The 23,347-nt window shown below is 69.1% G+C and carries 23 protein-coding genes and 1 pseudogene; 14 read left to right on the top strand and 10 right to left on the bottom strand.

From position 1 onward, the window contains the following. Positions 1 to 54: 54 nt before the first annotated feature. Positions 55 to 858: a glycosyltransferase gene (locus I1A62_RS29535; RefSeq protein WP_219455796.1), complete on the bottom strand. Its 804-nt coding sequence runs from the start codon at positions 856 to 858 to the stop codon at positions 55 to 57. Positions 859 to 907: 49 nt separating this feature from the next. On the opposite strand from I1A62_RS29535, the gene I1A62_RS29530 reads away from it, so the two are divergent. Continuing rightward, positions 908 to 3,124, top strand: a complete 2,217-nt coding sequence (locus I1A62_RS29530) for a YfhO family protein (RefSeq protein ID WP_219461504.1) — start codon at positions 908 to 910, stop codon at positions 3,122 to 3,124. Here the strand turns inward: I1A62_RS29530 and I1A62_RS29525 are convergent. Next, a complete protein-coding gene (locus I1A62_RS29525; protein ID WP_219455795.1) occupies positions 3,096 to 3,956 on the bottom strand; it encodes an SGNH/GDSL hydrolase family protein in 861 nt (286 codons plus the stop codon). The two genes, I1A62_RS29530 and I1A62_RS29525, sit on opposite strands and share 29 nt — an antisense overlap. Before the next feature lie 79 nt (positions 3,957 to 4,035). Next, positions 4,036 to 4,641: a helix-turn-helix domain-containing protein gene (locus I1A62_RS29520; protein ID WP_219455793.1), complete on the bottom strand. Its 606-nt coding sequence runs from the start codon at positions 4,639 to 4,641 to the stop codon at positions 4,036 to 4,038. 86 nt (positions 4,642 to 4,727) lie between these two features. On the opposite strand from I1A62_RS29520, the gene I1A62_RS29515 reads away from it, so the two are divergent. After that, the gene (locus I1A62_RS29515; RefSeq protein WP_219455792.1) at positions 4,728 to 5,684 is read left to right on the top strand and encodes an NAD(P)/FAD-dependent oxidoreductase; all 957 of its coding nucleotides are present in this window, start codon (positions 4,728 to 4,730) and stop codon (positions 5,682 to 5,684) included. Here the strand turns inward: I1A62_RS29515 and I1A62_RS29510 are convergent. Both I1A62_RS29510 and I1A62_RS29505 read right to left on the bottom strand, forming a co-directional pair. Then, complete coding sequence (locus tag I1A62_RS29510) at positions 5,674 to 6,633, bottom strand: Gfo/Idh/MocA family protein (protein WP_219455790.1); 960 nt, start codon at positions 6,631 to 6,633, stop codon at positions 5,674 to 5,676. The genes I1A62_RS29515 and I1A62_RS29510 overlap by 11 nt on opposite strands. Continuing rightward, positions 6,633 to 7,733, bottom strand: coding sequence for a DegT/DnrJ/EryC1/StrS aminotransferase family protein (locus tag I1A62_RS29505; RefSeq protein WP_219455788.1), 1,101 nt, complete (start codon positions 7,731 to 7,733; stop codon positions 6,633 to 6,635). Before I1A62_RS29505 ends, I1A62_RS29510 begins: the two co-directional genes overlap by 1 nt. Before the next feature lie 105 nt (positions 7,734 to 7,838). Between I1A62_RS29505 and I1A62_RS29500 the strand changes: the two genes are divergently transcribed. From I1A62_RS29500 to I1A62_RS29490, 3 genes are all read left to right on the top strand, one after another. Next, positions 7,839 to 8,558, top strand: coding sequence for a DapH/DapD/GlmU-related protein (locus I1A62_RS29500; protein ID WP_219455786.1), 720 nt, complete (start codon positions 7,839 to 7,841; stop codon positions 8,556 to 8,558). 69 nt (positions 8,559 to 8,627) lie between these two features. Continuing rightward, the gene (locus I1A62_RS29495; protein ID WP_219455785.1) at positions 8,628 to 9,620 is read left to right on the top strand and encodes a lysylphosphatidylglycerol synthase transmembrane domain-containing protein; all 993 of its coding nucleotides are present in this window, start codon (positions 8,628 to 8,630) and stop codon (positions 9,618 to 9,620) included. Positions 9,621 to 9,630: 10 nt separating this feature from the next. Continuing rightward, positions 9,631 to 10,422, top strand: a complete 792-nt coding sequence (locus I1A62_RS29490) for a class I SAM-dependent methyltransferase (protein ID WP_219455783.1) — start codon at positions 9,631 to 9,633, stop codon at positions 10,420 to 10,422. Here the strand turns inward: I1A62_RS29490 and rfbB are convergent. Further along, on the bottom strand, positions 10,412 to 11,416 hold the full coding sequence (gene rfbB / locus I1A62_RS29485; RefSeq protein ID WP_219455781.1) for a dTDP-glucose 4,6-dehydratase: 1,005 nt from the start codon (positions 11,414 to 11,416) through the stop codon (positions 10,412 to 10,414). The genes I1A62_RS29490 and rfbB overlap by 11 nt on opposite strands. A gap of 63 nt (positions 11,417 to 11,479) precedes the next feature. On the opposite strand from rfbB, the gene rfbA reads away from it, so the two are divergent. From rfbA to I1A62_RS29460, 5 genes and pseudogenes are all read left to right on the top strand, one after another. Further along, a complete protein-coding gene (rfbA, locus tag I1A62_RS29480; RefSeq protein ID WP_219455779.1) occupies positions 11,480 to 12,355 on the top strand; it encodes a glucose-1-phosphate thymidylyltransferase RfbA in 876 nt (291 codons plus the stop codon). A 1-nt stretch (position 12,356) separates the two neighbouring features. Next, entirely contained in the window at positions 12,357 to 12,938 is a 582-nt protein-coding gene (locus tag I1A62_RS29475; RefSeq protein WP_219455778.1) for a dTDP-4-dehydrorhamnose 3,5-epimerase family protein, read from the top strand. Between the two features lie 42 nt (positions 12,939 to 12,980). Then, positions 12,981 to 13,784: pseudogene (locus tag I1A62_RS29470) on the top strand (enoyl-CoA hydratase). Positions 13,785 to 13,800: 16 nt separating this feature from the next. Continuing rightward, positions 13,801 to 14,208 carry a TIGR03618 family F420-dependent PPOX class oxidoreductase gene (locus I1A62_RS29465; protein WP_124394213.1) on the top strand — a complete coding sequence of 136 codons (408 nt, stop codon included), beginning with the start codon at positions 13,801 to 13,803 and terminating at the stop codon, positions 14,206 to 14,208. Positions 14,209 to 14,235: 27 nt separating this feature from the next. Beyond that, positions 14,236 to 15,321, top strand: coding sequence for a S1C family serine protease (locus I1A62_RS29460; protein WP_219455776.1), 1,086 nt, complete (start codon positions 14,236 to 14,238; stop codon positions 15,319 to 15,321). Here the strand turns inward: I1A62_RS29460 and I1A62_RS29455 are convergent, their stop codons facing one another. The 3 genes from I1A62_RS29455 to I1A62_RS29445 all read right to left on the bottom strand — a co-directional run bounded on the left by I1A62_RS29455 (position 15,322) and on the right by I1A62_RS29445 (position 18,058). Beyond that, entirely contained in the window at positions 15,322 to 16,359 is a 1,038-nt protein-coding gene (locus I1A62_RS29455; RefSeq protein WP_219455774.1) for an alpha/beta hydrolase, read from the bottom strand. Between the two features lie 147 nt (positions 16,360 to 16,506). After that, positions 16,507 to 17,460, bottom strand: a complete 954-nt coding sequence (locus I1A62_RS29450; RefSeq protein ID WP_219455772.1) for a PIN domain-containing protein — start codon at positions 17,458 to 17,460, stop codon at positions 16,507 to 16,509. A gap of 121 nt (positions 17,461 to 17,581) precedes the next feature. Then, entirely contained in the window at positions 17,582 to 18,058 is a 477-nt protein-coding gene (locus I1A62_RS29445; protein ID WP_124394209.1) for a GtrA family protein, read from the bottom strand. 80 nt (positions 18,059 to 18,138) lie between these two features. Between I1A62_RS29445 and I1A62_RS29440 the strand changes: the two genes are divergently transcribed. The 4 genes from I1A62_RS29440 (at position 18,139) to I1A62_RS29425 (ending at position 22,624) form a co-directional block, all read left to right on the top strand. Beyond that, complete coding sequence (locus tag I1A62_RS29440; RefSeq protein WP_087561249.1) at positions 18,139 to 19,572, top strand: FAD-binding oxidoreductase; 1,434 nt, start codon at positions 18,139 to 18,141, stop codon at positions 19,570 to 19,572. Further along, on the top strand, positions 19,572 to 20,333 hold the full coding sequence (locus I1A62_RS29435) for a decaprenylphospho-beta-D-erythro-pentofuranosid-2-ulose 2-reductase (protein WP_087561224.1): 762 nt from the start codon (positions 19,572 to 19,574) through the stop codon (positions 20,331 to 20,333). The genes I1A62_RS29440 and I1A62_RS29435 overlap by 1 nt, the downstream gene beginning before the upstream one ends. Positions 20,334 to 20,344: 11 nt before the next feature. Continuing rightward, entirely contained in the window at positions 20,345 to 22,237 is a 1,893-nt protein-coding gene (locus I1A62_RS29430; RefSeq protein WP_219455770.1) for a galactan 5-O-arabinofuranosyltransferase, read from the top strand. A 111-nt stretch (positions 22,238 to 22,348) separates the two neighbouring features. Continuing rightward, positions 22,349 to 22,624, top strand: a complete 276-nt coding sequence (locus I1A62_RS29425; RefSeq protein ID WP_124390688.1) for a hypothetical protein — start codon at positions 22,349 to 22,351, stop codon at positions 22,622 to 22,624. Here I1A62_RS29425 and I1A62_RS29420 read toward each other — a convergent pair. Beyond that, entirely contained in the window at positions 22,621 to 23,322 is a 702-nt protein-coding gene (locus I1A62_RS29420; RefSeq protein WP_219461502.1) for an MspA family porin, read from the bottom strand. The genes I1A62_RS29425 and I1A62_RS29420 overlap by 4 nt on opposite strands. Positions 23,323 to 23,347 lie beyond the last annotated feature (25 nt).

The raw sequence follows: 23,347 nt of genomic DNA, 5'->3' as shown, positions 1-23,347 counted from the left end.
TGGGCTGGACCGCACCAACGCGACGGCACGATCCTCTTCTCGGTTCGCAGGGTATCAACCTCGCGAAGCGCTCCCCGACCATGCGAGGCGACCTCCGTCCCGGTGACGGGCCCGCAGCCGGAACAGTCCCACCCCCATCGCGAGCACATCGGCCCTGGATATGCGGGTTTCGTGGCTGTCGTGGTCGGCGCTCAGACGCACCGGCACCTCGACCGGGACGAGGCCCGCGCGCTCCGCGAGGTAGACGAGTTCGGTGGTGAACAGGAACCCGGGCTCGACGAGGTCGGGGACCAGGCCGCGAATCAGGTCTCCGTCCATCAGGACGGTGCCCTGGGGGTCGCCGGTGCGCATCCCGAGGACCACCCGCCGCAGCGCCGCGAAACCCCACGTCAGGGTTCCCCGAAGCGCGCCGCGCCGCACCTGCGAGTCGGGGTGGGCCTTGGACCCGATCAGCACTTCGGGCAGCCGGCCGTCGTGGCCGTCGGCGAACTTCTCCGCGCCGTCGAGGTCGTCGAATCCGAACGGCAGGTCGTCGGCGGTCAGCAGGACGTGCGCGCCGCGACTCGCCTCGGCGCCCGCCCGCAACGCGTTGCCCATGCCTTTCTCGCTCCGCAGGACGGTGAGCGTCACGGGCCCGGGCGCCCAGTCCGCGGCGAGGCGGGTGCAGATGTCCACGGTGCCGTCGGTGGAGCCGTTCTCCACGACGATGATCTCGACGTCGTGACCGGCCAGTCGTTCGGCCACCCGGCGGACCGTCTGCTCGATGACGGCGGCGGAATTGTAGGCGGGCACGACCACGGAGAGCGCCTTCGGCGCACGTGCGCCTTTCTGGTCGTGGGAACAACCGAAAAGGCGCACGGGCGCAGCCTAACTCGTAGGCTCGGAGTCCGTGGCACCCTCCGCGTCCGTGTCCTCGACGTTCACCCGATCGATACGCGGCGTCCCCGAATGGGCGGTGGCACTCGCGGTCGCTTTGGCTGCCGCTGCCGTCGCCACGATTCCCCGGATCGTGTACGACCGCTTCTACTACGGCGGCGACATGCTCGAATCGTTCGTGCCGTCCTGGCACCGGATCGGCGGGGAACTGCTCGCCGGGCGGTGGCTCGCCGTCAATCCCGACGCCTGGATCGGCGGCAACTATGCGGGCGAGGCCGCCTACGGTCTCTACAACCCCGTCAACCTCGCCAACTACATGCTGGCCGCGAAGTTCGAGGACCTGTCGGTCGCGTCGTTCGTGATCATGGCCGAGTTCCTCGCGCTGTTCGCCCTCGGGACGTACCTGCTGTGCCGCGAATACGGCGCCCGCCGCGGTCCCGCGGTCCTCGGCGGGCTGACGATTCCGTTCAGCGGTTTCACCCTGTTCTACGAGGCGGCGGGCTGGCCGTCCGGGATGATGGCCGTCGCGTGGGTGACGCTGTTCTGGTGGTCGGCGCTCCGCCTCTCCCGCGGTCGCACGAATCCGCTGATCACGTTCCTGATCGGCGCGCTGACGGTGAGCATGGGCAACCCGTACGCCGCGCTCGGCGCCGTGGTGATCCTCCTCGGCCTCGGGATCGGACTGCTGATCCAGCGGGACTTCTTCCGGTTGCTCGTGCTGGTGATCACCGGCGCGTGCGCGGGCACCGCCGCGCTGGTGACGTACCTGCCGCTGTTCCTCAGCGTCGACGTCACCACCCGCGCCGGCAGCACCGGCATCTTCAACGACACGTTCCTGCAGCCGCAGATCGGCGGCCCCGCGGGAATGAGCAGCCCGTCGTATCTGCCCGTGATCATGACGTTCGGGGGTCCCGTCGAGGTGATCCCGTCGCTGTACCTCGCGTGGTTCGTGCTGCCGCTGCTGCCGTGGTTGCCGTGGGGACGGATCCGCGCACTGTTCGCGTCCCCGGGGTTCCGCCGCGCGCACGGGCGACCGCTCGTCAGCCTGGCGGTCATCACGGTCGTCTACTTCCTCTTCACGTTCGGACCGTCGAACGTCGGGATGTTCCGGTGGCCGATCCGCCTGGTCGAATACCTGTACCTGTGCGTGGTGATCGGGCTATCTCTCGCGCTGTCGCTGGGACTGTCCCGCGACCGGGTGCGCCAGCGGGTGACGGCGTCGGCGGTGCTGATCGCGCTGGGCTTCTACCTGGCGTTCGCGTCCTCCCCGGCCCTGACCGGCAGGCACGCGCTGTTCACGTTGCTCGTCGCGGCGCTGTGCGCGATCGCGTACTTGGCCTGGCGCACCCTGGGCCCGAGCGGTCTCGTCGCCGCACTCGTCGTGGGAACGGTGGCGGTGACCGCCGCGCAGGTCTGGTCCCTCACCCACGACGTCGACCGCGACAGCCGCGTCGACCCGTCCAGCACGTCGCTGCTGTCCACGCAGACCGACCGCTACCAGGGCACCGTCCTGCAACTCGCCGACCTGGCCGACACCTCCCCCGACGACGTCACCGCGGGCCGGATCCTGTTCGGCAACGAGATCATGGCGTCGTCCGCGGAGGGCAGCATCAACGCGTACACCGGCATCGGGTTCACCGAGTTCCAGGAGGCGCTGTGCATGGACTACCGGGGCGCCGTCTGCCCCGGTGTGTACGGGGCGCTGTGGCAGCCGGTGAACGCGGACATTCCGATTCCGCTGATCGACTACCTGCGGGTGTCGACGCTGGTGGTGGAGCACCGCCTCGTGCCCGAGGTGGAGACGGCACCGCCCCCACCCGGCTGGCACGTCACCGAACGCAACGACTCCCGGACGGTACTGCAGCGTGACCGGCCGCTGCCCCTGCCCGGGCGGGTGTCGTTCGCGTCCGACGGCGTCCGGGTGCTCGTCTCCAACACCGACGCGGCGACGGAGACCGTGCGGGTGACGGGCAGCGGCGGCACCGTCTCGTTCGCCCGCCTCGCGTGGCCCGGCTACTCGGCCACCGTGGACGGCGAGCCCGTGGACGCGACCGCGGGCTGGCACGGTCTGCTCGAGGTGTCGGTGCCGCCGGGTGACCACGAACTGGTGGTGACGTTCCGGCCGCCGCGGCAGAACCTGTCCGCCGCGGCGTTCGGCGCCGCGACGGTCGTGGTGCTGATCCTGTCCGTCGTCGACCCGGTGGTGCGCCGCCGGAAGCTCAGCGGGGCGACCACCCGGACGACGTGAACGCCGATACGTCGGTGGAGCCGGATCCCGCGGCCGCCGCGGACGACAACGCGTCGGCGATCAGCTGGTGGCCGATCTGGTTCGGGTGGTCGCCGTCGTCGGCCAGCAGTCCGGTGGGGTCGCCGTCGCCCCACGTCCCCTTGAACGTGCTGAACAGGTCGACGTACGTGGCGCCCTCCGCGCCCGCGACCCCCGAGATGACGTCGTTGGCGCGCAACGTCAGCGCGGCACTGTCCCGGAGGAATTGCGGGCCGTACAAGTCGCGGGCCACGTCGCCGTCCGGGAAGACGTCCCAGTACCCGGTGACCAGCACCGCGGTCGGCTGACCGGCCCGCAGTTCGGCGATGCGGCCGAGCACGGACGTCAACGTGGTCTGCAACTCCGGCAGCACCGGCGCAAAGCAGCCGAGCCCGTCGTCGCCGCCGCAGTCGCCGTCCAGGTAGTCGTCGAGTTCGGTGTAGAAGTCGTTGGCGCCGATCGTGACGGTGACGAGATCGGCGGCACTCACGGCGTCGGCGTCGTATGCGCCGGGTTCGAGGGAATCGAGCAGGTCGGTGCTGGTCCAGCCCCCGACACCCAGGTTCGCCACCTGGACGGGCACGGCGTTTCCGTCCGACAGCTGATCGCCGAACAGCTCCACGAACGGCGTGCATCCGGGGCATCCGTCGCCGGCCGGGATCGAATCGCCCAGGCCCACGAGGGTCGCGACCGCGGGCGACTCCGGCTGTGGCTGCGGTTGCGGCTGCGCCACCGGCGGTGTCGTCGACGTGGAACAGCCGGCGAGGAGCGGAATCAGTACCGCTACGGGAACACCGAGAATCCAGCGTCGCACGGGGCCTCCCCATCACGTCCTGCGCCTCGGAGGTAGCGCTCGTCACCGGTCCGCACGAATTCTACCGACGGTCGGTGCCCTACGCCGTTCCCCGCGGAACGGTCCGCACGTGCGCCCGCTCGCCCTGGGGACCGAACAGGCTGAGGATCTCCACCGGCTGCGGTCCGGGATTGCCGAACCAGTGCGGCACGTGGGTGTCGAATTCCGCGACCTCCCCCGGCGTCAGGATCACGTCGTGTTCGCCGAGCAGCAGTCGTAGCCGGCCGGACAGGACGTACAGCCATTCGTAGCCCTCGTGGACCTGCAGGTTCGGTATTGCGGCCGGGTCGCCCGGCGGGATCACGTGCTTGAACGCCTGGATCCCGCCGGGTCTGCGGGTGAGCGGGATGATCGTCGTGCCGTTGCGGTCGAGGGGCCGCAGGTGAACGCGCGGGTCGCCGGTGGCGGGCGCGTCGACCAGTTCGTCGAGGGGCAGCTGGTGGGCGCGGGCCAGCAGGAGCATCAGTTCGAGGGTGGGTTTGCGCTGGCCGGCCTCCAGCCGCGACAGGGTGCTCACCGAGATCCCGGTGGACTCGGAGAGCTGGGCGAGGGTTGCGCCGCGCTGCTGCCGCAGTGCTTTGAGCCGCGGTCCCACGGCGTCGAGGACGCCGTCCAGATCGGGTAGGTCGTCGTTCACACCACCCATGTTGCCACACCGGCAAACATTCTTGCCAGGATCGCGATATCTCCGGACAGTGGACGTCACGAGGTCGACGAACGAAGGAGAACGCGATGGAAGACAGTTACGACGTGGTGGTCATCGGCGGTGGCGCGGCCGGACTCAGCGGGGCGCTGACCCTGTCGCGGGCCCGCCGATCCGTCCTCGTGATCGACGCGGGCGAACCCCGCAACGCACCGGCCGGGCACATTCACAACTATCTGGGCCGAGAGGGCACCCCTCCCGGTGAACTCCTGGCGATCGGACGCGAGGAGGTCGCCGGATACGGTGGGGAGATCGTGACCGGCACCGTCACGTCCGCCGAGAAGATCCGGGACGGGGAGTTCCGGGTGACGCTCGCCGACGGCCGGACCGTCGGGGCGCGGCGGCTGCTCGTGACCACCGGTCTCGTCGACGTTCTCCCCGACGTCCCCGGGGTGGCCGAACGGTGGGGACGCGACGTACTGCACTGTCCGTACTGCCACGGGTGGGAGATCCGCGACCAGCCGGTGGGCGTCCTGGCCGGCAGTCCTCTGGCGGTGCACCAGGCGCTGATGTGGAGCCAGTGGACCGATCGGGTGACGTTGTTCCTGAACGACGCGAACGAGCCCACCGGCGAGGAGTACGAGCAACTCGCCGCCCGCGGTGTCGCCGTGATCGACGGCGCGGTGGCCGGACTCGAGGTGCGCGGCGACCGGCTGACCGGTGTCCGACTGCGCACGGGCCGGGTCTTCCCCCTCGCCGCCGTGGTGGTCCCGCCGCTGTTCCGGGCCCGCGCCGACTTCCTCACGACCCTCGGCCTCGGCACCACCGAGATGGAGATGGCCGGGCACGTGATCGGCACCGCCGTCGCCGCCGACGCGACCGGCGCCACCGCGGTTCCCGGGGTGTGGGTGGCCGGCAACGTCGCGGACCCGAAGGCGCAGGTGATCGTCGCCGCCGGAGCCGGACTGACCGCCGCCGCCACCCTCAACGCCGACCTCATCGCGGAAGACACCCGCCTGGCCGTCGCCGGAGCGCTCAGCCGGTAGCCGACACGGTCGCCTCGTGGACCACGCGGTGCGCGGGCAGGATCGACTCGCGCTCCGCGTCGGCGTCCCCCTCGCCGCCGACCAGCCCGACGTAATGCGCGAGCTGGGCGGCGAGGGGTTCGTCGCTGTAGCGGATGGTGGGGATCTCGATCACGGTCTGCTGCTTGTACCCGTCGGCGGGCAGGTCGTCGTCGATGTGCCGGTAGATGGTGATGTCGCGGCGAAGGAGGTCGATCTCGATCAGACGGTCCGGCTCCAGCAGCGACAACTGCCGGACCTTCCGCTGACTCACCCGGCTGGCCGAGATGGTGGCCACCGCACCGGATTCGAAACGCAGCACGGCCTCCGCGCAGTCCTCGGCCTCGTTGCGCCGCGAACTGTCGTGGAAGTACCCGAATTCGGCTTTCACCCCGACGGGCGGTGATCCGACGAACCCGATCGCGAGGTCGACGTCGTGGATCAGCAGGTCCGTCGCGACGCCGGTGGGGATGCGGGAGACGAACGGCGAGTGCCGGATTCCGTTGACCTGCCACACGTCACCCGCGAACTCGCGGGCCGTCCGGACCGCCGGGTTGAATCGCTCGAGCAGACCGCACATCAGCGGGACGCCCGTCGCAGCGGCGCGTTTCACCAGATCGGTGCTCTCCTCGTACGTTGCGGCGAGCGGCTTTTCGACGAGCAGCGGCTTCCCGAGATCCAGGACGCGGCCCGCCACCTCGTAGTGTGCGGGGGTCGCCGCCGCGACGACGACGGCGTCGATGCCGTCCAGGTCGTCGAAATCCGCGGCCCACGCGGCGCCGAACCGTGCGGCGACGTCCCGTCCGTGTTCTTCCCGCGGTTCCACGAGCAGCGCCAGGTCGCACAGCGGCGACTGCGCGAGAACGCGGGCGTGCAGCGAACCCATCTTCCCGGATCCGACGAGCGCGATCCGCGGTCGCGTGGACGTCATCACGCCTCCATCGCCTCGCGGACCGCCGCGACGATCCGGTCGACGTCGTCGGTGGAGAGCGCGGCGTGAACGGGGATGCTGAGGCACCGGCGGGCCACCGACGTCGCGATCGGGGTCGGCGAGACGATCACCCGGGGATGCTCGCGGTAGCAGTCGTAGTCGTCGACGGTTCTCGGGTAGTAGACGCCGCTGCCCACACCGCGATCGCCCAGACGCCGGGCGAGGGTGTCGCGGTCGACCGGTGCGTCCGGCGCGAGGACGACGGTGAACTGGTGCCACACGTGCCCGCGGCCCGCGAGTTCCGAAGGCAGAACCAGACCTTCGACGTCCTTCAGCCCGGTCCGCAGCGCCTCCGCGTTGCGCCGGCGCGACTCCACCTGCTGCAGATACGAACCCAGTTGCGGCAACCCGAGACTGGCCTGCAGATCCGTCATCCGGAAGTTCTGGCCCGCCATCTCGTACTCGTAGCGCCTGCGCATGCCCTGATTCCGCAGCACCCGCAACCGGTCGGCCACCGCGTCGTCGTCCGTCGTGACCATCCCGCCCTCGGCGGTGGTGAGATTCTTCGTGGCGTAGAACGAGAAGCAGCCGAGCCCGAAACTGCCCGCGCCCCTGCCGTCGAACGTGGCGCCGTGCGCCTGCGCGGCGTCCTCGACGACGGCCAGTCCCCGGGACTCGGCCAGCGGCATCAGCGCACCCATGTCCGCGGTCTGCCCGTACAGGTGCACCGGCATCAGCACCCGGGTGCGTTCGTTCACGCACTGCTCCGCGACGTCGGGGTCGATCGCGAAGTCGGCCTCCCCGATGTCGGCGAACCGTGCCGTCGCGCCGGCGTCGAGGATCGCGTTGAGCGTGGCCACGAACGTGAACGGGGTGGTGAGCACCTCGTCCCCGGGCTGGAGGTCCAGCACCCGCAGTGCCGCGATCAGCGCGGTGGTCCCGCTGTTGACGGCCACCGCGTGCCGGGTGCCGACGAGTTCGGCGAACCCCTCCTCGAACCTCGCGACCTTCGGTCCCTGCGCGACCATCCCGGATCGCAGGGTGTCGAGGACCTCGCGCTCGACATCCTCTCCGAAGGAAATACTCGAGATCGCGATCACGGTTCCTCCGATAGATTGACGTGCAGTTCACACCGTCTTCACAGATTGCAACCCCTTGAAGGTTCCCACGGTCTGCACGGCTCCTGGAAGGAATCCGAAACTTTCATGACCATCGGTGAAAACTGCGAGATCCACCCGACCGTCGTGATAGGCCACGGCGTCACCGTCGGGGACCGGGTAAGCATCGGACCGTATGCCGTCCTCACCGGCCCCCTCGACATCGGCGACGACTGCTGGATCGGCGCCCACGCGACGCTGGGGGCGCCGCCGGAGTGGATCGGGAAGACGCATCCGCGCACGTGGACGGAGGTGAGCCCGCACCGGGGTGTGGTGATCGGTGCGGGCACCGTGATCCGGGAGATGAGCGCCGTCCAGCAGGGTGCCGAGCGGCCGACGACCATCGGGCGCGGCGGATTCGTCATGAACCACACGTCCGTCGAGCACGACGTCCGGATCGGCGAAGACTGCGTCCTGTCACCGTCGAGCACCCTCGGCGGCCACGTGACCCTCGGCGACGGCGTCAATCTCGGCATGAGCGCGGTGGTGCATCAGCGGCGGGTGATCGGGGCCCGCGCGATGGTCGGAATGGGATCGGTCGTCGCCAAGGACATTCCGCCGTTCGCCACGGTGTTCGGCAACCCCGCCGCCCTGCGCGGCGCCAACCGGGTGGGGATGAGCCGGTCCGGGATCGCCGACCGGGACATCGAGGCGGTGGAGAACCTGTTCGCCTCGGGGCGGCTCGAGGCGGACGCGGAACTCCCGCCATCGCTCGCCGACGCGTTCGCGTGGTGGCGGGAGTTGGCGGTGAAACCGCTCGTTTCCTGATCCTGCGCCCGCCGATTGCTATCGTCGGAACCGAACGCTGCACTGCTGCAGCGCACTGCCGGTGAGGGGGTGGTTCTCGTGGACACCGATCCCGAGATCGTCCCCGACCGCGGCGGCCGCACCGTCCTGATGAACACGCTGCGGATCCTCGTCACTCTCGCGATCGTCGTCGCCGTCGTGTTCGCCGTGAAATCGCAGTGGGCCGAGGTCCGGGACACGATCACCCAGCTGGACTGGTGGGCGCTCGCCGTCTCCGCGGTCTTCGTGTTCCTCGGCATGGGCGCGGCGGTGCGCGCGTGGCAGCACGCGCTCGGCGCCCTCGAACACCCGATTCCCGCCTTCGACGCCGCCCGCTGCTACCTGGTCGGCCAGCTCGGCAAGTACCTACCGGGCAGCGTGTGGGCGTTCGTGCTGCAGACCGAACTCGTCCGCCGGGCCGGGGTGTCGCGTGCCAACGGATTCGTCGCCGTCCTCGTCACCGTCGGGCTGAGCATCACGTCCGCGCTGGTCGTCGGGCTGCTGGCGCTGCCGGCCCTGTTCCACATCAGCAGCGTCGCGGCGGTCGCCGTGATAATCCTCGTCCCCATCGCCCTCGTCTGCTGCTATCCCCCGATCCTCACCCGGCTGGTGAACCTGGCCCTGCGGATCCTGCGGCGCGCCCCGCTGCACCGGCAGTTGACGATGCACAAGATCGGGCGGGCCCTCGGCTGGTGCGCCGTCAGCTGGGTGCTGTACGGCGTGCATCTCTGGTTCCTCGCGTCGAGCACGTCGGGATTCGCTGTGGGCACCCTGGTGCAGTGCATCGGCGCGATCGCCCTCGGCATGTGCGCCGGCGTGCTGGTCGTCGTCGCGCCGTCCGGCATCGGGGTCCGCGAGGCCGTCGTCGTCGCGGCGCTGTCCCCGTTCATGGACAGCGGGGTGGCGCTCGGGCTGGCCCTCGCGTCCCGCCTGGTGTTCACGCTGTGCGAGGTGCTCGCCGGCTTCGTCGCCGCGGTTGCCGGTTCGCGTTCACTGCGCAACGCCCTCGTGCACGAGGATTCCCGGGTGCCGCAGCCGTCGTGAGGAGACCGCGATGACGGACGCCTGGGAGGTCGATCCCGCGTACGAGAACTACATCGGTCGCTGGAGCAGGCTGGTCGCGCCGCAGTTCCTGCGGTGTCTCACCGCGGGTCCGGGCGACGTCTGGTGCGACGTGGGATGCGGGACCGGCGCCCTCGCCCACACCGTTCTCCGCCTCTTCGATCCCGCCGGGGTGGTCGGGGTCGAGCCTTCGGAGCCGTTCGCCGCGGCGGCGCGGGCGGGCGCGGACGATCCCCGCTTCGACGTGCGGCCGGGCACCGCCGAAGCGATCCCCGCCGCGGACGGCGAGTTCGACCGCGTGGTGTCCGGGCTGGTCCTCAACTTCGTGCCGCATCCGGTCGCGGGGCTCGCCGAGATGCGCCGCGTCACCCGGGCGGGCGGGACGGTCGCCGGGTACGTGTGGGACTACGCCGAGGGCATGCAGATGATTCGCGTCTTCTGGGATGCCGCGCGCGAACTCGACGAGGCGGCCGCGACCCTCGACGAGGGGGTCCGCTTCCCGCTCTGCCGGCCGCAGCCGCTCCGCGACGCGCTGGCCACCGCCGGGTTCACCGAGGTGGCCGTGCACCCGCTCGACGTTCCCACCGTGTTCGCCGGCTTCGACGACTTCTGGCGGCCGTTCCTGGGCGGTCAGGGCCCCGCGCCCGGCTACTGCATCTCGCTGCCCGCCGGGCGTCGAACCGCGCTGCGCGACCTGCTCGATACCCGCTTACCGCGCGACGACGCCGGGCGCATCGCACTGACGGCGCGGGTGTGGGCCTTTCGCGGAACCGTCAGCCGATGACGGATTCCGTAGCCGCGTAGGCCTTCTCCGCGGATTCCTTCTGCGCCCGCCACCACGACTCGTTGTCGCGGTACCACCGCACGGTGGCCTCCAGCCCGCTGCGGAAATCCTCGTACTTCGGCGTCCAGCCCAATTCGGTGCGCAGGCGCGTCGAGTCGATCGCGTAACGCAGGTCGTGGCCGGGGCGGTCGGTGACGAAGTCGAGGTCGTTCGTGTCGCGGCCGAACAGTTCGAGCAGCGTCCCGACGACGGTCCGGTTGTCGACCTCGCCGTCCGCGCCGATCAGGTACGTCTGGCCGAGACTGCCCTTCTCCAGAATGGTCCAGACGGCCGCGTTGTGGTCGTCGACGTGAATCCAGTCGCGCACGTTCTTCCCGCTGCCGTACAGGCGGGGCCGCACCCCGTCGATCAGGTTGGTGATCTGGCGCGGAATGAACTTCTCGACGTGCTGGAACGGGCCGTAGTTGTTGGAACAATTCGACAGGGTGGCCCGCACCCCGAACGACCGGGCCCACGCCCGCACCAGCAGGTCGCTCGACGCCTTGGTGGCCGAATACGGGCTCGACGGGTTGTACGGGGTCGACTCGGTGAAGCGCTCGGGGTCGTCCAGCTCGAGGTCGCCGTACACCTCGTCGGTGGAGATGTGGTGATACCGGACGTCGTGGGCGCGGACGGCCTGCAACAGCGAGAACGTGCCCATCACATTCGTCTGCACGAACGGCGTCGGATCGGCCAGCGAATTGTCGTTGTGCGATTCCGCGGCGAAGTGCACCACCGCGTCCGCCTCCGCGACCAGGCGATCCACCAGCGCGAAATCCGCCACATCACCGTGCACGAATGCGATGCGGTCGGCCACCGCGTCGAGCGAGCGCCGGTTGCCGGCGTACGTCAAAGCGTCGAGCACCGTCACCTGCACGTCCGGCCGCTCGGCGACCGTCAGGTGCACGAAATTCGCACCGATGAACCCGGCGCCGCCGGTCACGAGAAGCCTCATGTGCACCCACCCTAGTGGCGAGCCCGAGTTTCTATCCGGCGCGAACACTGGAACACTGCGCACATGCGCGGAATCATCCTGGCAGGCGGCACCGGGTCCCGGTTGCACCCGATCACTCTCGGAGTGAGCAAGCAACTGGTCCCGGTCTACGACAAGCCGATGATCTACTACCCGCTCTCCACCCTGATGCTGGCCAACATCCGGGACATCCTCGTCATCACCACCCCGCACGACGCCGAGCAGTTCCGCCGGCTCCTCGGCGACGGCTCCCAGTTCGGGGTGAACCTCACGTACAAGGTGCAGGAGGAGCCGAACGGCCTGGCGCAGGCGTTCGTCCTCGGCGCCGACCACATCGGCGGCGAATCCGTGTCCCTCGTGCTCGGCGACAACATCTTCTACGGCCCCGGTCTCGGTTCGCGGCTGAACCGCTTCGAGAACATCGACGGCGGCGCCGTGTTCGCCTACTGGGTGTCCGATCCCAGCTCGTACGGTGTGGTCGAGTTCGACGACACCGGCCGCGCCATGTCGATCGAGGAGAAGCCCGCCACCCCGAAGTCGAACTTCTCGATCCCCGGGCTGTACTTCTACGACAACGACGTCGTCTCCATCGCCCGCGACCTGAAACCGTCGGACCGCGGCGAATACGAGATCACCGACGTCAACCAGGCCTACCTGCAGGCCGGACGGTTGCAGGTCGAGGTGCTTCCCCGAGGAACGGCATGGCTCGACACCGGCACCGTCGACTCGCTGCTCGAGGCGGCGAACTTCGTGCGCACGCTCGAACACCGGCAGGGGCTGAAGATCGGCGTCCCGGAAGAGGTCGCGTGGCGCCGCGGGTTCATCACCGACGCCGAACTGTGTTCGCGTGCGGAGACTCTCGGCAAATCGGGGTACGGCGACTATCTTCTCGAACTTCTCGAACGCGGCAAGGACTGGTGACGTGGAGTATCGGGAACTGAAGGTCCCCGGCGCCTGGGAGATCACCCCACGGCAGTTCGGCGACGACCGCGGCGTGTTCCTCGAATGGTTCAAGGGCTCGGAGTTCGAGGCCGCCGTCGGGCATCCTCTCGAACTCGCTCAGGCCAACTGCTCGGTGTCCGCCGCCGGTGTCCTGCGCGGTATCCACTACACCGACAATCCGCCCGGGCAGGCGAAATACGTCACCTGCGTCAATGGCGCGTTCCTCGACGTCATCGTCGATCTCCGGGTGGGGTCGCCGATGTTCGGGCAGTGGGATTCGGTGCTCATCGACGACGTCGACCGCCGCGCCGTCTACCTCCCGGCCGGCGTCGGCCACGCGATCCTGTCCCTCGAGGACGCGTCCACGGTGATGTACCTGTGCTCGATCGAGTACACCCCGGCCCTCGACCACGACCTGCACCCGCTCGACCCCGACCTGGGCATCGACTGGCCCACGACGGGCCGGGACGGCAGCCCGCTGACGTTCCAGCTGTCCGAGAAGGATTCGGCGGCGCCGTCGCTGAAGCAGGCGATCGACGCCGGGCTACTACCCCCCATGTGAGTGTTTTCGTGTGCCCGGGTACACGAAAACACTCACATGGGGGTGACCTTCGTCGTCGTCGACCACCCCCGGCCGGGTATCGCCCTGGTCACGCTCAACCGCCCGGAACGCATGAACGCGATGGCGTTCGACGTGATGATCCCGTTCCGCGACGCGCTGGAGGAGATCAGCAACGACAACTCGGTCCGCGCGGTGGTCGTCACCGGCGCGGGCCGCGGCTTCTGCTCCGGCGCCGACCAGAGATCCGCGGGCCCGCTCCCCCACGTCGACGGTCTCACCCCGCCGACCGTGGCGCTGCGGGCCATGGAGATGCTCGACAACGTGGTGCTCTCGCTCCGCCGAATGCATCAGCCGGCGATCAGCGCCGTCAACGGCGCCGCCATCGGCGGTGGGCTGTGCCTGGCGCTCGCCTCCGACATCCGGATCGCAGCGGAGGACGCGTACTTCCGCGCGGCCGGCATCAACAACGGACTGACGGCCAGCGAACTGGGGCTGAGCTACCTGCTGCCCCGCGCGATCGGTTCGTCCCGGGCCTTCGAGATCATGCTGTCCGGGCGGGACGTGCACGCCGCGGAGGCGGAGCGGATCGGACTCGTGTCGCGGTGCGTGCCCGGCGAGGACCTCCTGGACGAATGCTTCGACCTCGCCGAACGCATGTCGCGCTTCTCCCGCCCGGGCCTGGAGCTGACGAAACGCATGGTCGGGACTCGACGCCGCCTCACTCGAAGCCCACATCCACCAGGAGGGTCTCGGCCAGCTGCTGGTGCGACTGCTGACCGACAACTTCGAGGAGGCCACCGCCGCGCGGAAGGACAGCGCGAACCGCAGTTCCGGGACCGACGCTAGGGAGTATCTTTCGGACATGTCGAAGCCACCTCTGACACCGAAGGCCGCCGAGATGTTCGCCCGGCCCAATTACGCCACCATCGCCTGCGTCCGGCCCGACGGGCAGCCCGTGTCCGTGGCCACCTGGTATCTGTACGAGGACGGCAGGGTGCTGGTCAACATGGACGCCGAGCGCAAGCGCCTCGACTACCTGCGGGGCGATCCCCGGGTCAGCCTCACCGCGATGGATCCCGGCGACTGGATCACCCACGTCAGCGTCCAGGGCCGGGTGGCGGAGTTCGTCGACGACGAAGACCTCGCCGACATCGACCGCCTCGCGACGCATTACAGCGGCAAGCGGTACCCCGTCCGCGACCGGAAGCGGGTCAGCGCGTGGATCGAGATCGACACCTGGCACGGCTGGGGGTCGTTGAAACAGTCCTGACCGAGTCCGCGACGACGACACCCGGGCATGACGACGCCCCGCGCCGCAACGGTCCTCGCCGTGGCCACGGCGGTGATCGGCAGCCTGCTGCTGAGCGCACCGACGGTCCGCGAATCGGGGCCGCCCGCGGCGACGGTGGCGCAGCCCGCCCAGCCCGCCGCGCCTCCGCCACCGCCGCCGGCCGTCCTGCCCCCGGAGGAGGTCGAGGCCAGGGTGATCCCGGCGATCGTCACCCTCGTCGCCGACTCGGGGCTCGTCGAAACCGCGGGGACGGGGATCGTGCTCACCCCGGACGGCGTCGTCCTCACCAATCATCACGTGATCGACGGCGCGCTCGACATCAGCGCGGTGAGCCTCGGTAACGGTGCGGAGTACGTCGCGGACGTGCTCGGTTACGACAGTTCGCGCGACATCGCGGTCCTCCGGCTTCAGGGCGCGGGCGACCTCCCCGCCGCGACCCTCGCGAAGGACACCGCCGTCGGCATCGGCGACCCGGTCACCGCGGTGGGCAACGCCGAAGGGGGCGGAGTCCCGGTGGCGGCGCGGGGTTTCGTCACCGATCTCGGGCAGGCGATCACCGCCCGCAGTTCCACCGACGGTTCCCGGAACCGGCTGAACGGGTTGATCCAGATCGACGCGGCGGTCCGGCCCGGCGACTCCGGTGGCCCGCTCGTGAACACCACCGCCGCCGTCATCGGCGTGAACACCGCGGGCAACGCCGACTCCGATCCCACGAAACCCGCTCCCGCCCAGCCGAGGTCGTATGCGGTGCCCATCGACACCGCGATGACGATCGTCGATCAGGTCCGCGCCGGGACGGCATCCGCCACCGTGCACATCGGCGACACTCCCCTCCTCGGGATCAGCGTCACCGACAACGCCCGCGGCGCCGAGGTCCTCTGGGTCAGCATCGGCACCCCCGCCGACGACGCGGGCATCGAGATCGGGGATGTCGTCACCGAATTCGACGGAATTCCCATCCGCTCCTCGGACGACCTCAGCGGACTCATGATCGCGCGGCACCCCGGCGACGCGGTCGAAGTGCGCTGGCTCGACGAGGCCGGACGTGCGCGGTCGACGAAAATCGTCCTGGAGAAGGGCCCGCCGCGGTAGTCAGGCGGTCTTGTCCCGGGCGACACCGTCGTCCGGCCGCACCCGCGTCGCGACGAACCGCGCGATACGCCGAAGCACCACACGGCTTTCCGGCAGACCGGGCCACAACGCCGGAAACGCATGCACCTGACCGTCCCAGATCTGCAGCGTCGTCGGCACACCCGCAACGCTCAGCCGATGCGCCATCAGCTCCGAATCCGACCGTAGCACCTCGCCTTCCGCGGCGAACAGCAACGACGGCGGCAAGCCCTCGAGCGCGCCGTTCACGGGTGACAGCGCAGGGTCGAGCACGCCGTCCACCTCGCCGCCCAGCTTGCCGATGGTGACGAGCGCCTCCACGGGGGCGAACACGTCGCGGGCGGCGTTGGCGTGCACCAACTTGTCGGCGCAGTCCAGGTCCAGCAGCGGCGACAGCCCGACCAGTCCGGCAGGCAGATCGACGCCCTCCTCGCGGGCCTTCAACACCGTCGCGAACACGAGGAACCCACCCGCCGAATCACCGGCGAACACCGTCCCGTCCGCGCGGGCTCCGTTCTCCAGCAACCACTTGTACGCCGTCAGACAGTCGTCGACGGAACCGCTGATGTTCGTGTCGGGCAGTTGCCGGTAGCCGACATGCATCACCGGCAGTCCGGTCAGCTTCGCGATCGTCGCGACCACCGGCCGGTGCGTGTTCAGCCCGCAGCACAGGAACCCGCCGCCGTGGAGATAGAGGACGACGCCGTCGCTCAGCTCGGGTGAGACGCCCGGGGCGCGCACGATCTCCGCATCGAACCCGGGCAGCCGCACCTTCTGGCGGCGGATACCGGAAGCGGGGCGGATCCCCGCCGCGAGGTCCAGCAGCGCGGCCCTGCGGATCGCCGACTCGTTGATCGGCGCCATCCGCACCACGGGCCGGAGAAACCATCTGCATGCCTGGTAGAGAACCTGGGATTCAATACTCGGACCCGCCAGCCGCGCCCCCGAACGGTATTGGACGGTCGGTGTCCCGTTCCGCTGCTGCGCAGACGGCTTGCGGTCGTTCGGCACAGATTTCATGCCTTCTCCCCTGGTCGCCGATACCCGTCGTCGTTGACGGATACGTAAGTTCAACCTTGGAGTAACCGCCACGCTCGTGTGTCGCTGATGGCGGCTTCGGCCCCAAGTCGTTATGCCCGGTGCCCGAATCGTTACCGGCGGGTCGGCTCAGCCGAAATCGAGGTCGTCCAGCTCCTCCACCACGGTGACCTTGCGTTTGCGGCCACCCCTCATCCGGCCGATGCCGCGGCGGCCGCCGGTGTCCGCGTTGCCGGAGGGCAGGATCCGCTGCGGCGCCACCCGGGGGCGCGGCGCCTGCGCGACCGGAGGCAACACGGGGTCGGACACGACGAGGGGCGCACGGGGCGGCGGTGCCGCGACCACGGGCCGTGGTGCCGCGGCGGGCGGGGCGGCGGCAGGCTTGGCGGGGACCGGGACCGGGGCCGGCGGCGGTGCGATCGGCGCGGCTGTGACCGGCGGGGCGGCGACCCGCACGGAGACCTGTTCGCGGCGGGGCAGGCCGGTGTCCCGCAGATCCACGTCGTCGAGCCCGGTCACCCACCGCAGCCGGTGGTCGAGACCGCGGTCCTGCAGCTCGGCCCAGATCTCGTCGTGCCACGCCCCGGGCTCGCCGCTTCCGAACCCCCGGGAGTTCACGCTGACCCACACCACGTCCTCGGACGGACGGCGGTCCGCGATGTCCAGGACCGTCAGCCAGTTCACCGTGGCCGTGTAGCCGCGCCGCTTCCGGTCCACATACGGGCGGCGGCGCTGCAGTTCACGGGCGGCAACCTCGAGGTGCGAGGTGTACGCCGGCTCGATCACGTCGCAGCCCATCGCCTCCAGCTGCCGGGCGAGCGAGTCGACGTAGCCGTCGGCCTTGGCACGCGCGGCGTCCACGAACGCCGACAGGTCGTCGCGGAGCCCGAGCCGGTCGTACATCCGCGCCTGCACGGTGAGGGCCTCGATCATCGCGACCGACTCCCGCTGGTACCGGTGGGCGACCTCGACGAGGACGAGTCGGGGGACGAGCACACGGCTGCCCCGGTCGAGTGCGTCGCGGACGAACGTCTCGAAGCGCGCGTCTCGCGTGACGGCCGAGGTATCGAGAACAATCAGCATTGATCGATTCTCACCGAACGCGTCGGCAACGCCAGGGAAGTTGCTGAGTCGTTACCGAAACACCAGACCAGTCGGTATCGCAGCACCCGCCGGGGCATTGCCGACCAGTTGCCGGGCCGCCTCAGTGGATCCTGAAGATCACCGCGCGCTGCACCACGAAGTTGATGACCGTCGCCGTGCCCTGCGCGATGACGAACGCGAGCGGCAGACGCCACCATTCGTCGGGGAATGCGTGGTACATCACCCAGTTGAGGCCCACCTGCACCGCGAACGTGACGGCGTACAGGATCACGACGGCGACGAAGCGAGCGCGACTCGGCTCGGCCTTGAACGTCCACCGGCGGTTGATCAGGTACGCGGTGGTGGTGCCCGCGATGAAGCTGATCGACTTCGCCACGTTGACGGGCAGCCCGACCACCTCGAACAGCAGGAAGTACAGGCCGAAGTCGACGACCGCCGACAGTCCACCAGTCAGGACGAAACGGACGATCTGCGTCTTCAGGTCCAGTGCGTCGTCGGCGATGTTCTCGGTGACGGGGATCTCCACCGGCAACGGCACGTGCGGTTCCTGCTGGGAACGCGAGGGGGTATCAGACACGATCACGAGGCTAGCGCCCCGTGAGTACTTCTTAACCGCCCGCGGTTAACAAGTACTCACAGGCGGTAGCCTCTATGCCGATGTCCACGACAGCAGAAGAGACGCCCACCCAGGCGCTCCCCACACAGACCCGCACCCTCACCGGCTGGGGACGCACCGCGCCCACCACCGCGCAGGTGCTGTCCACTCCCGACGTGGAGGTGATCGCGCAAGCGGTCGCCCAGGTCGCGGAGCAGAACGAGTCGAAGCCCGCTCACCTGCAGCGTGGGGTGATCGCCCGTGGCCTCGGCCGCTCGTACGGCGACCCGGCGCAGAACGCCGGTGGCCTGGTCATCGACATGAATGCGCTGAACCGGATCCATCGCATCGACCGCGACACCCACCTCGTGGAGGTCGACGCCGGTGTGAACCTGGATCAGCTGATGAAGGCGGCGCTGCCGTTCGGCCTGTGGGTTCCGGTGCTGCCGGGCACCCGCCAGGTCACCGTCGGCGGGGCCATCGGCTCCGACATCCACGGCAAGAACCATCACAGCGCCGGCAGCTTCGGCAACCATGTGGTGTCGCTGGACCTGCTCACAGCCGACGGCAAGGTGCGGACGCTGACGCCGAAGGGCGGCCGCAACGACCCCAAGGGCGCACTGTTCTGGGCGACGATCGGCGGCATGGGCCTCACGGGCATCATCCTCAAGGCCACCATCAAGATGACGCCGACCGAGACGGCGTATTTCATCGCCGACGGCGACGTCACCCAGACGCTCGACGAGACGATCGCGCTGCACAGCGACGGCAGCGAGGCCAACTACGAGTACTCGAGCGCATGGTTCGACGCCATCGCCGCGCCGCCGAAGCTGGGCCGGGCCGCGATCTCCCGTGGCTCTCTGGCGAAGCTCGACCAGTTGCCCGCGAAGCTGCAGAAGAACCCGCTCGCGTTCGACGCGCCGCAGTTGCTGACATTCCCGGACGTGTTCCCGAACGGCCTCGCCAACAAGTTCAACTTCTCGATGATCGGCGAGCTGTGGTTCCGGAAGTCCGGCACCTACCGCGACAAGGTTCAGAACTTGACGCAGTTCTACCACCCGCTCGACATGTTCGGTGAGTGGAACCGCGCCTACGGGTCGAACGGATTCCTGCAGTACCAGTTCGTGGTGCCGACCACCGCGGTCGAGGAGTTCAAGGCCATCATCCGCGACATCCAGACGTCGGGACACTACTCGTTCCTCAACGTGTTCAAGCTGTTCGGCGAGGGCAACCAGGCGCCGCTGAGCTTCCCGATCCCGGGCTGGAACATCTGCGTCGACTTCCGCATCAAGCCCGGCCTGAACGAGTTCGTCACCGAACTCGACAAGCGGGTCCTGAAGTTCGGCGGCCGTCTCTACACGGCCAAGGACTCGCGGACCACCGCCGAGACGTTCCACGCCATGTACCCGCGGATCGACGAGTGGATCGCCACCCGCCGCAAGTACGACCCCACCAATGTCTTCGCCTCCGATATGTCCAGAAGGTTGGAACTGTAGTGATCAACGCTGTCGGGAACCCCCAGACCCTGCTGCTGCTCGGTGGCACCTCCGAGATCGGTCTCGCGATCTGCGAGGAGTACCTGAAGAAGGCGCCGATGCGAGTGATCCTCGCCGCACTGCCGGGCGACCCCGGGCGCGACGGCGCGGTGGCCCAGCTGAAGGCGGCAGGCGCCAACGCCGTTGACGTCATCGACTTCGACGCCGTCGACACCGAGACCCACCCGAAGGTCATCGACGACGCCTGGGCGAAGGGCGACGTCGACGTTGCCATCGTCGCGTTCGGCCTGCTCGGCGACGCCGAGGAACTGTGGCAGAACCAGCGCAAGGCCGTCCAGATCGCCGAGGTCAACTACACCGCGGCCGTGTCCGTCGGCGTCCTCGTCGGCGAGAAGATGAAGGCACAGGGCTTCGGCCAGATCATCGCCATGTCGTCCGCCGCGGGCGAGCGCGTGCGCCGCTCCAACTTCGTCTACGGCTCCACCAAAGCCGGACTCGACGGCTTCTACCTCGGACTCGGTGAGGCCCTGCGCGAATTCGGTCCGCGCGTCCTCGTCATCCGTCCCGGCCAGGTCCGCACCCGGATGTCCGCGGACGTGAAGGAAGCCCCGCTGACGGTGAACAAGGAAGACGTGGCCAAGCTCGCCGTCACGTCGGCGGAGAAGGGCAAGGATCTCGTCTGGGCGCCCGGCGCATTCCGGTACGTGATGATGATCCTGCGGCACATCCCGCGACCGATCTTCAAGAAGCTGCCCATCTAAGCTTCGCCCTCGTGACGGAAGCAGACGTAGCACCGGCCCGACGGTCCCTGTCGACAGCTGTCGAAATGCTGCTGGGGGCCGTCGTGGCCGCGGTGGTGGCAGCGGTCGGACTGTTCGCGTTCGGGCGGGTGCAGTGGCCGGCGTTCAACTCGTCCAACGTGACCCAGGCCGTCACGACGGTCGGCCAGGTCGTGGCCATCGCGGGGATCGCGGTGTCGGTGCTGCTGGTCCGGATGCACCGGGCCGCGCGGTTCGCCCGACTGCTGTCGTGGGCGAGCCTGTCCGGGTTCGTCACCGTCACGCTCGGTCTGCCGCTCGCCGCGACCAAGCTGTACCTGCACGGCGTTTCCGTCGACCAGGAGTTCCGCACCGAATACCTCACGCGGCTGACCGACTCGGCCGCGCTGCGCGACATGACGTACGCGGACCTGCCGCCGTACTACCCGGCCGGCTGGTTCTGGGCGGGTGGGCGCGTCGCCAACCTCCTCGGCATGGACGGCTGGGAGGCGTTCAAGCCGTACGCCATCGGGTCCCTCGCCGTCGCCGCCGTCGTGGCACTGGTGTTGTGGAGCAACCTGATCCGCCACGACCTCGCCATTGTCGTGTCCCTCGCGACCACGGCCCTCGTCCTGGCCTACGGTTCGCCCGAGCCGTACGGCGCCGTCATCACGCTGCTGATCGGTCCCGCGCTCGTCCTCGCCTGGGGCGGGCTGAATCGTGTCGACGGCCGCGGCGGCTGGGGCGCCGTGATCGGCACAGGCCTGTTCCTCGGCCTCGCCGCCACGTTCTACACGCTGTACCTCGGACTCGCCGCCTTCGCGATCACCCTGCTCGCACTGCTGGCGGCGGCGCTGCGCGTGCGCGACCGGAAGTCCTGGCGGGCGGCGATCGACCCGATGGTCCGGCTGATCGTGATCGCCGCCGTGTCCGGGCTCCTCGCACTGACCGTGTGGCTGCCGTATCTGCTGAAGGTCGTGGGCGGTTCGCCCGCCGCGTCGGGAACCGCGCTGCACTACCTGCCCGAGGCGGGCGCACAACTGCCGCTGCCGATGATCCACTTCTCCCTCACCGGGGCGCTGTGCCTGCTCGGCACCGTCTGGCTCGTCGCCCGCGCGTCGACGTCACGGCGCGCGCAGGCCCTCGGCGTCGGAGTGGTGGCCGTCTATCTGTGGTCGCTGCTGTCGATGGCGTTCACGGTGCTCGGCAGCACCCTGCTCTCGTTCCGGCTCGAGCCCGTGCTGATCGTCCTGCTCGGCGCCGCAGGCGTCTTCGGCTTCGTCGAATTCGCGGGGTGGCTCGTGCTCGCGACCAGCGACAACCCGCGGGTCAAGGGGGCGGTCCTGGTGATCGGCGTGCTGGGTGCGCTGTCGTTCGTCCAGAACATCCCGAAGTTCCTCGACTCCGACATCGCCGTCGCCTACACCGACACCGACGGCAACGGCGAACGCGCCGACCAGCGTCCGCCCGGTGCCGCCGCCCACTACGCGGCAGTCGACGAGCTGATCCGGGCGCAGGTTCCCCGCGACCGCGACGACACGGTGGTCCTCACCGCCGACACCAGCTTCCTCAGCTTCTACCCCTACCTCGGGTTCCAGGCGCTGACGTCGCACTACTCGAATCCTTTGGCGGACTTCGCCGGACGCGCGCGGACCATCGCGGAGTGGAGCGAGCTCGAGACGCCCGACCAGCTGGTGGCCGCACTCGCCGCGGCGCCGTGGCGGGCGCCCGACGCGTTCGTGTTCCGGCAGGGCCCCGACGGCTACACGCTGCGGCTCGCCGAGGACGTGTATCCCAACGACCCCAACGTGCGCCGCTACACCGTCACGTTCCCGAAGGAACTGTTCGACGACCCGCGATTCACGGTGTCGGAGACCGGGCCGTTCGTCGTGGTCACAAGAAACTGATCGGTCTGTTCGCGTTTATCTCGCCGCGACGCGGGAACACCGCAGCCAATCAGGGAAGCGGGTATTTTCCGCGCCCTGAGGGGAAATGTCGGGTCGTCGCGAGGAGCGGTCATGCCGGATGCAGTGGAGCCTCGACGCGCCGGTAGCGGTGCCGAAGACTACCTTCTCGGCACCGCTCCCGGTGAGGTGATCGTGCATGCCGGACTAGCCGCGACGATCGGAGCGATCATCGGTGTCTACGTCGGGCACTGGGCGCTTTTCGTGATCGCACTGCTCGGCGCCGCCGTGTTCGTCGCCGGCGACGTCGTCGTCCACATGAGCCGACAAAGGTCGCCGGACCTCGGTCCGGCGACCCGTGTCAGGCACCCTGTCGGGCGGGCTGCCTAGTTGAGCTTCTGCGGCACACCGTAAGTCATCACGGTGTCACCGTTCTCCGTCACCGCCATGGCGTACGGACGGATGGTGACCGGCCCGATAGCACCGGAGATGGAGCCGTGAACTCCCTGCATCCTGACCACAGCCGCCGATCCGTCGAACTCCTGACCCTCCAGGATCGGAACCGTGGTGATTCCACCCGGCTCCAGGTCGATGTCGAGTTCCTGCGACGGAATGATGTCACCGGCGAGTTCCGCGTTGGTCCCTGCGTTCAGGTCCAGCGTGAAGTCGGGGACGAGTCCCAGGTTGATTCCATTACTCGACCCGATCGCGAACCCGAGCCCGGGCGTGTTCAACACGATCGTCGCGCCTGCCAACGAGACCGGGTAACCGATCTGATAGCCGACGGTGAGCTGCGTTCCCTTGAACTCCTCCGAGTTCGGGCCGGTGATGGCGACCCCCGCGTAACCGTTGTGGAAGAACTCCACGCTGGTAGGTACGCCATCGAGCGGCGGTACGGTCTGATACTGCGTGTCGCCCTGGACGACTTCGATGCGATTTCCTCGTGAATCGATCACGGAGCTGGAATTGTCCACGCCGGCCGACGCCGAGCCGTTGCCTATTACCATGGCAAGCGCTGCGATGCCTGCGACTGCAACCGTCCGTGTGAAGCGTTTGTACCCAAATCGAGATGTGCTGATGTCCGTCATGCCGACCCCATTCAGAATGCACTGC

The organism is Rhodococcus sp. USK10, from assembly GCF_019378875.1.
Taxonomy (GTDB): Bacteria; Actinomycetota; Actinomycetes; order Mycobacteriales; family Mycobacteriaceae; genus Rhodococcus_F; species Rhodococcus_F pseudokoreensis.
The sequence above is the reverse complement of the archived record's forward strand: the minus strand, read 5'-3'. Positions and strand labels throughout refer to the sequence as shown.

Coding starts and splice junctions, on each gene's coding strand:
- I1A62_RS29520 (WP_219455793.1), bottom strand. CDS start 4,641: ATGGGTGGTGTGAACGACGACCTACCCGATCTGGACGGCGTCCTCGAC.
- I1A62_RS29515 (WP_219455792.1), top strand. CDS start 4,728: ATGGAAGACAGTTACGACGTGGTGGTCATCGGCGGTGGCGCGGCCGGA.
- I1A62_RS29510 (WP_219455790.1), bottom strand. CDS start 6,633: ATGACGTCCACGCGACCGCGGATCGCGCTCGTCGGATCCGGGAAGATG.
- I1A62_RS29500 (WP_219455786.1), top strand. CDS start 7,839: ATGACCATCGGTGAAAACTGCGAGATCCACCCGACCGTCGTGATAGGC.
- I1A62_RS29490 (WP_219455783.1), top strand. CDS start 9,631: ATGACGGACGCCTGGGAGGTCGATCCCGCGTACGAGAACTACATCGGT.
- rfbB (WP_219455781.1), bottom strand. CDS start 11,416: ATGAGGCTTCTCGTGACCGGCGGCGCCGGGTTCATCGGTGCGAATTTC.
- rfbA (WP_219455779.1), top strand. CDS start 11,480: ATGCGCGGAATCATCCTGGCAGGCGGCACCGGGTCCCGGTTGCACCCG.
- I1A62_RS29465 (WP_124394213.1), top strand. CDS start 13,801: ATGTCGAAGCCACCTCTGACACCGAAGGCCGCCGAGATGTTCGCCCGG.
- I1A62_RS29460 (WP_219455776.1), top strand. CDS start 14,236: ATGACGACGCCCCGCGCCGCAACGGTCCTCGCCGTGGCCACGGCGGTG.
- I1A62_RS29455 (WP_219455774.1), bottom strand. CDS start 16,359: ATGAAATCTGTGCCGAACGACCGCAAGCCGTCTGCGCAGCAGCGGAAC.
- I1A62_RS29450 (WP_219455772.1), bottom strand. CDS start 17,460: ATGCTGATTGTTCTCGATACCTCGGCCGTCACGCGAGACGCGCGCTTC.
- I1A62_RS29440 (WP_087561249.1), top strand. CDS start 18,139: ATGTCCACGACAGCAGAAGAGACGCCCACCCAGGCGCTCCCCACACAG.
- I1A62_RS29425 (WP_124390688.1), top strand. CDS start 22,349: ATGCCGGATGCAGTGGAGCCTCGACGCGCCGGTAGCGGTGCCGAAGAC.
- I1A62_RS29420 (WP_219461502.1), bottom strand. CDS start 23,322: ATGACGGACATCAGCACATCTCGATTTGGGTACAAACGCTTCACACGG.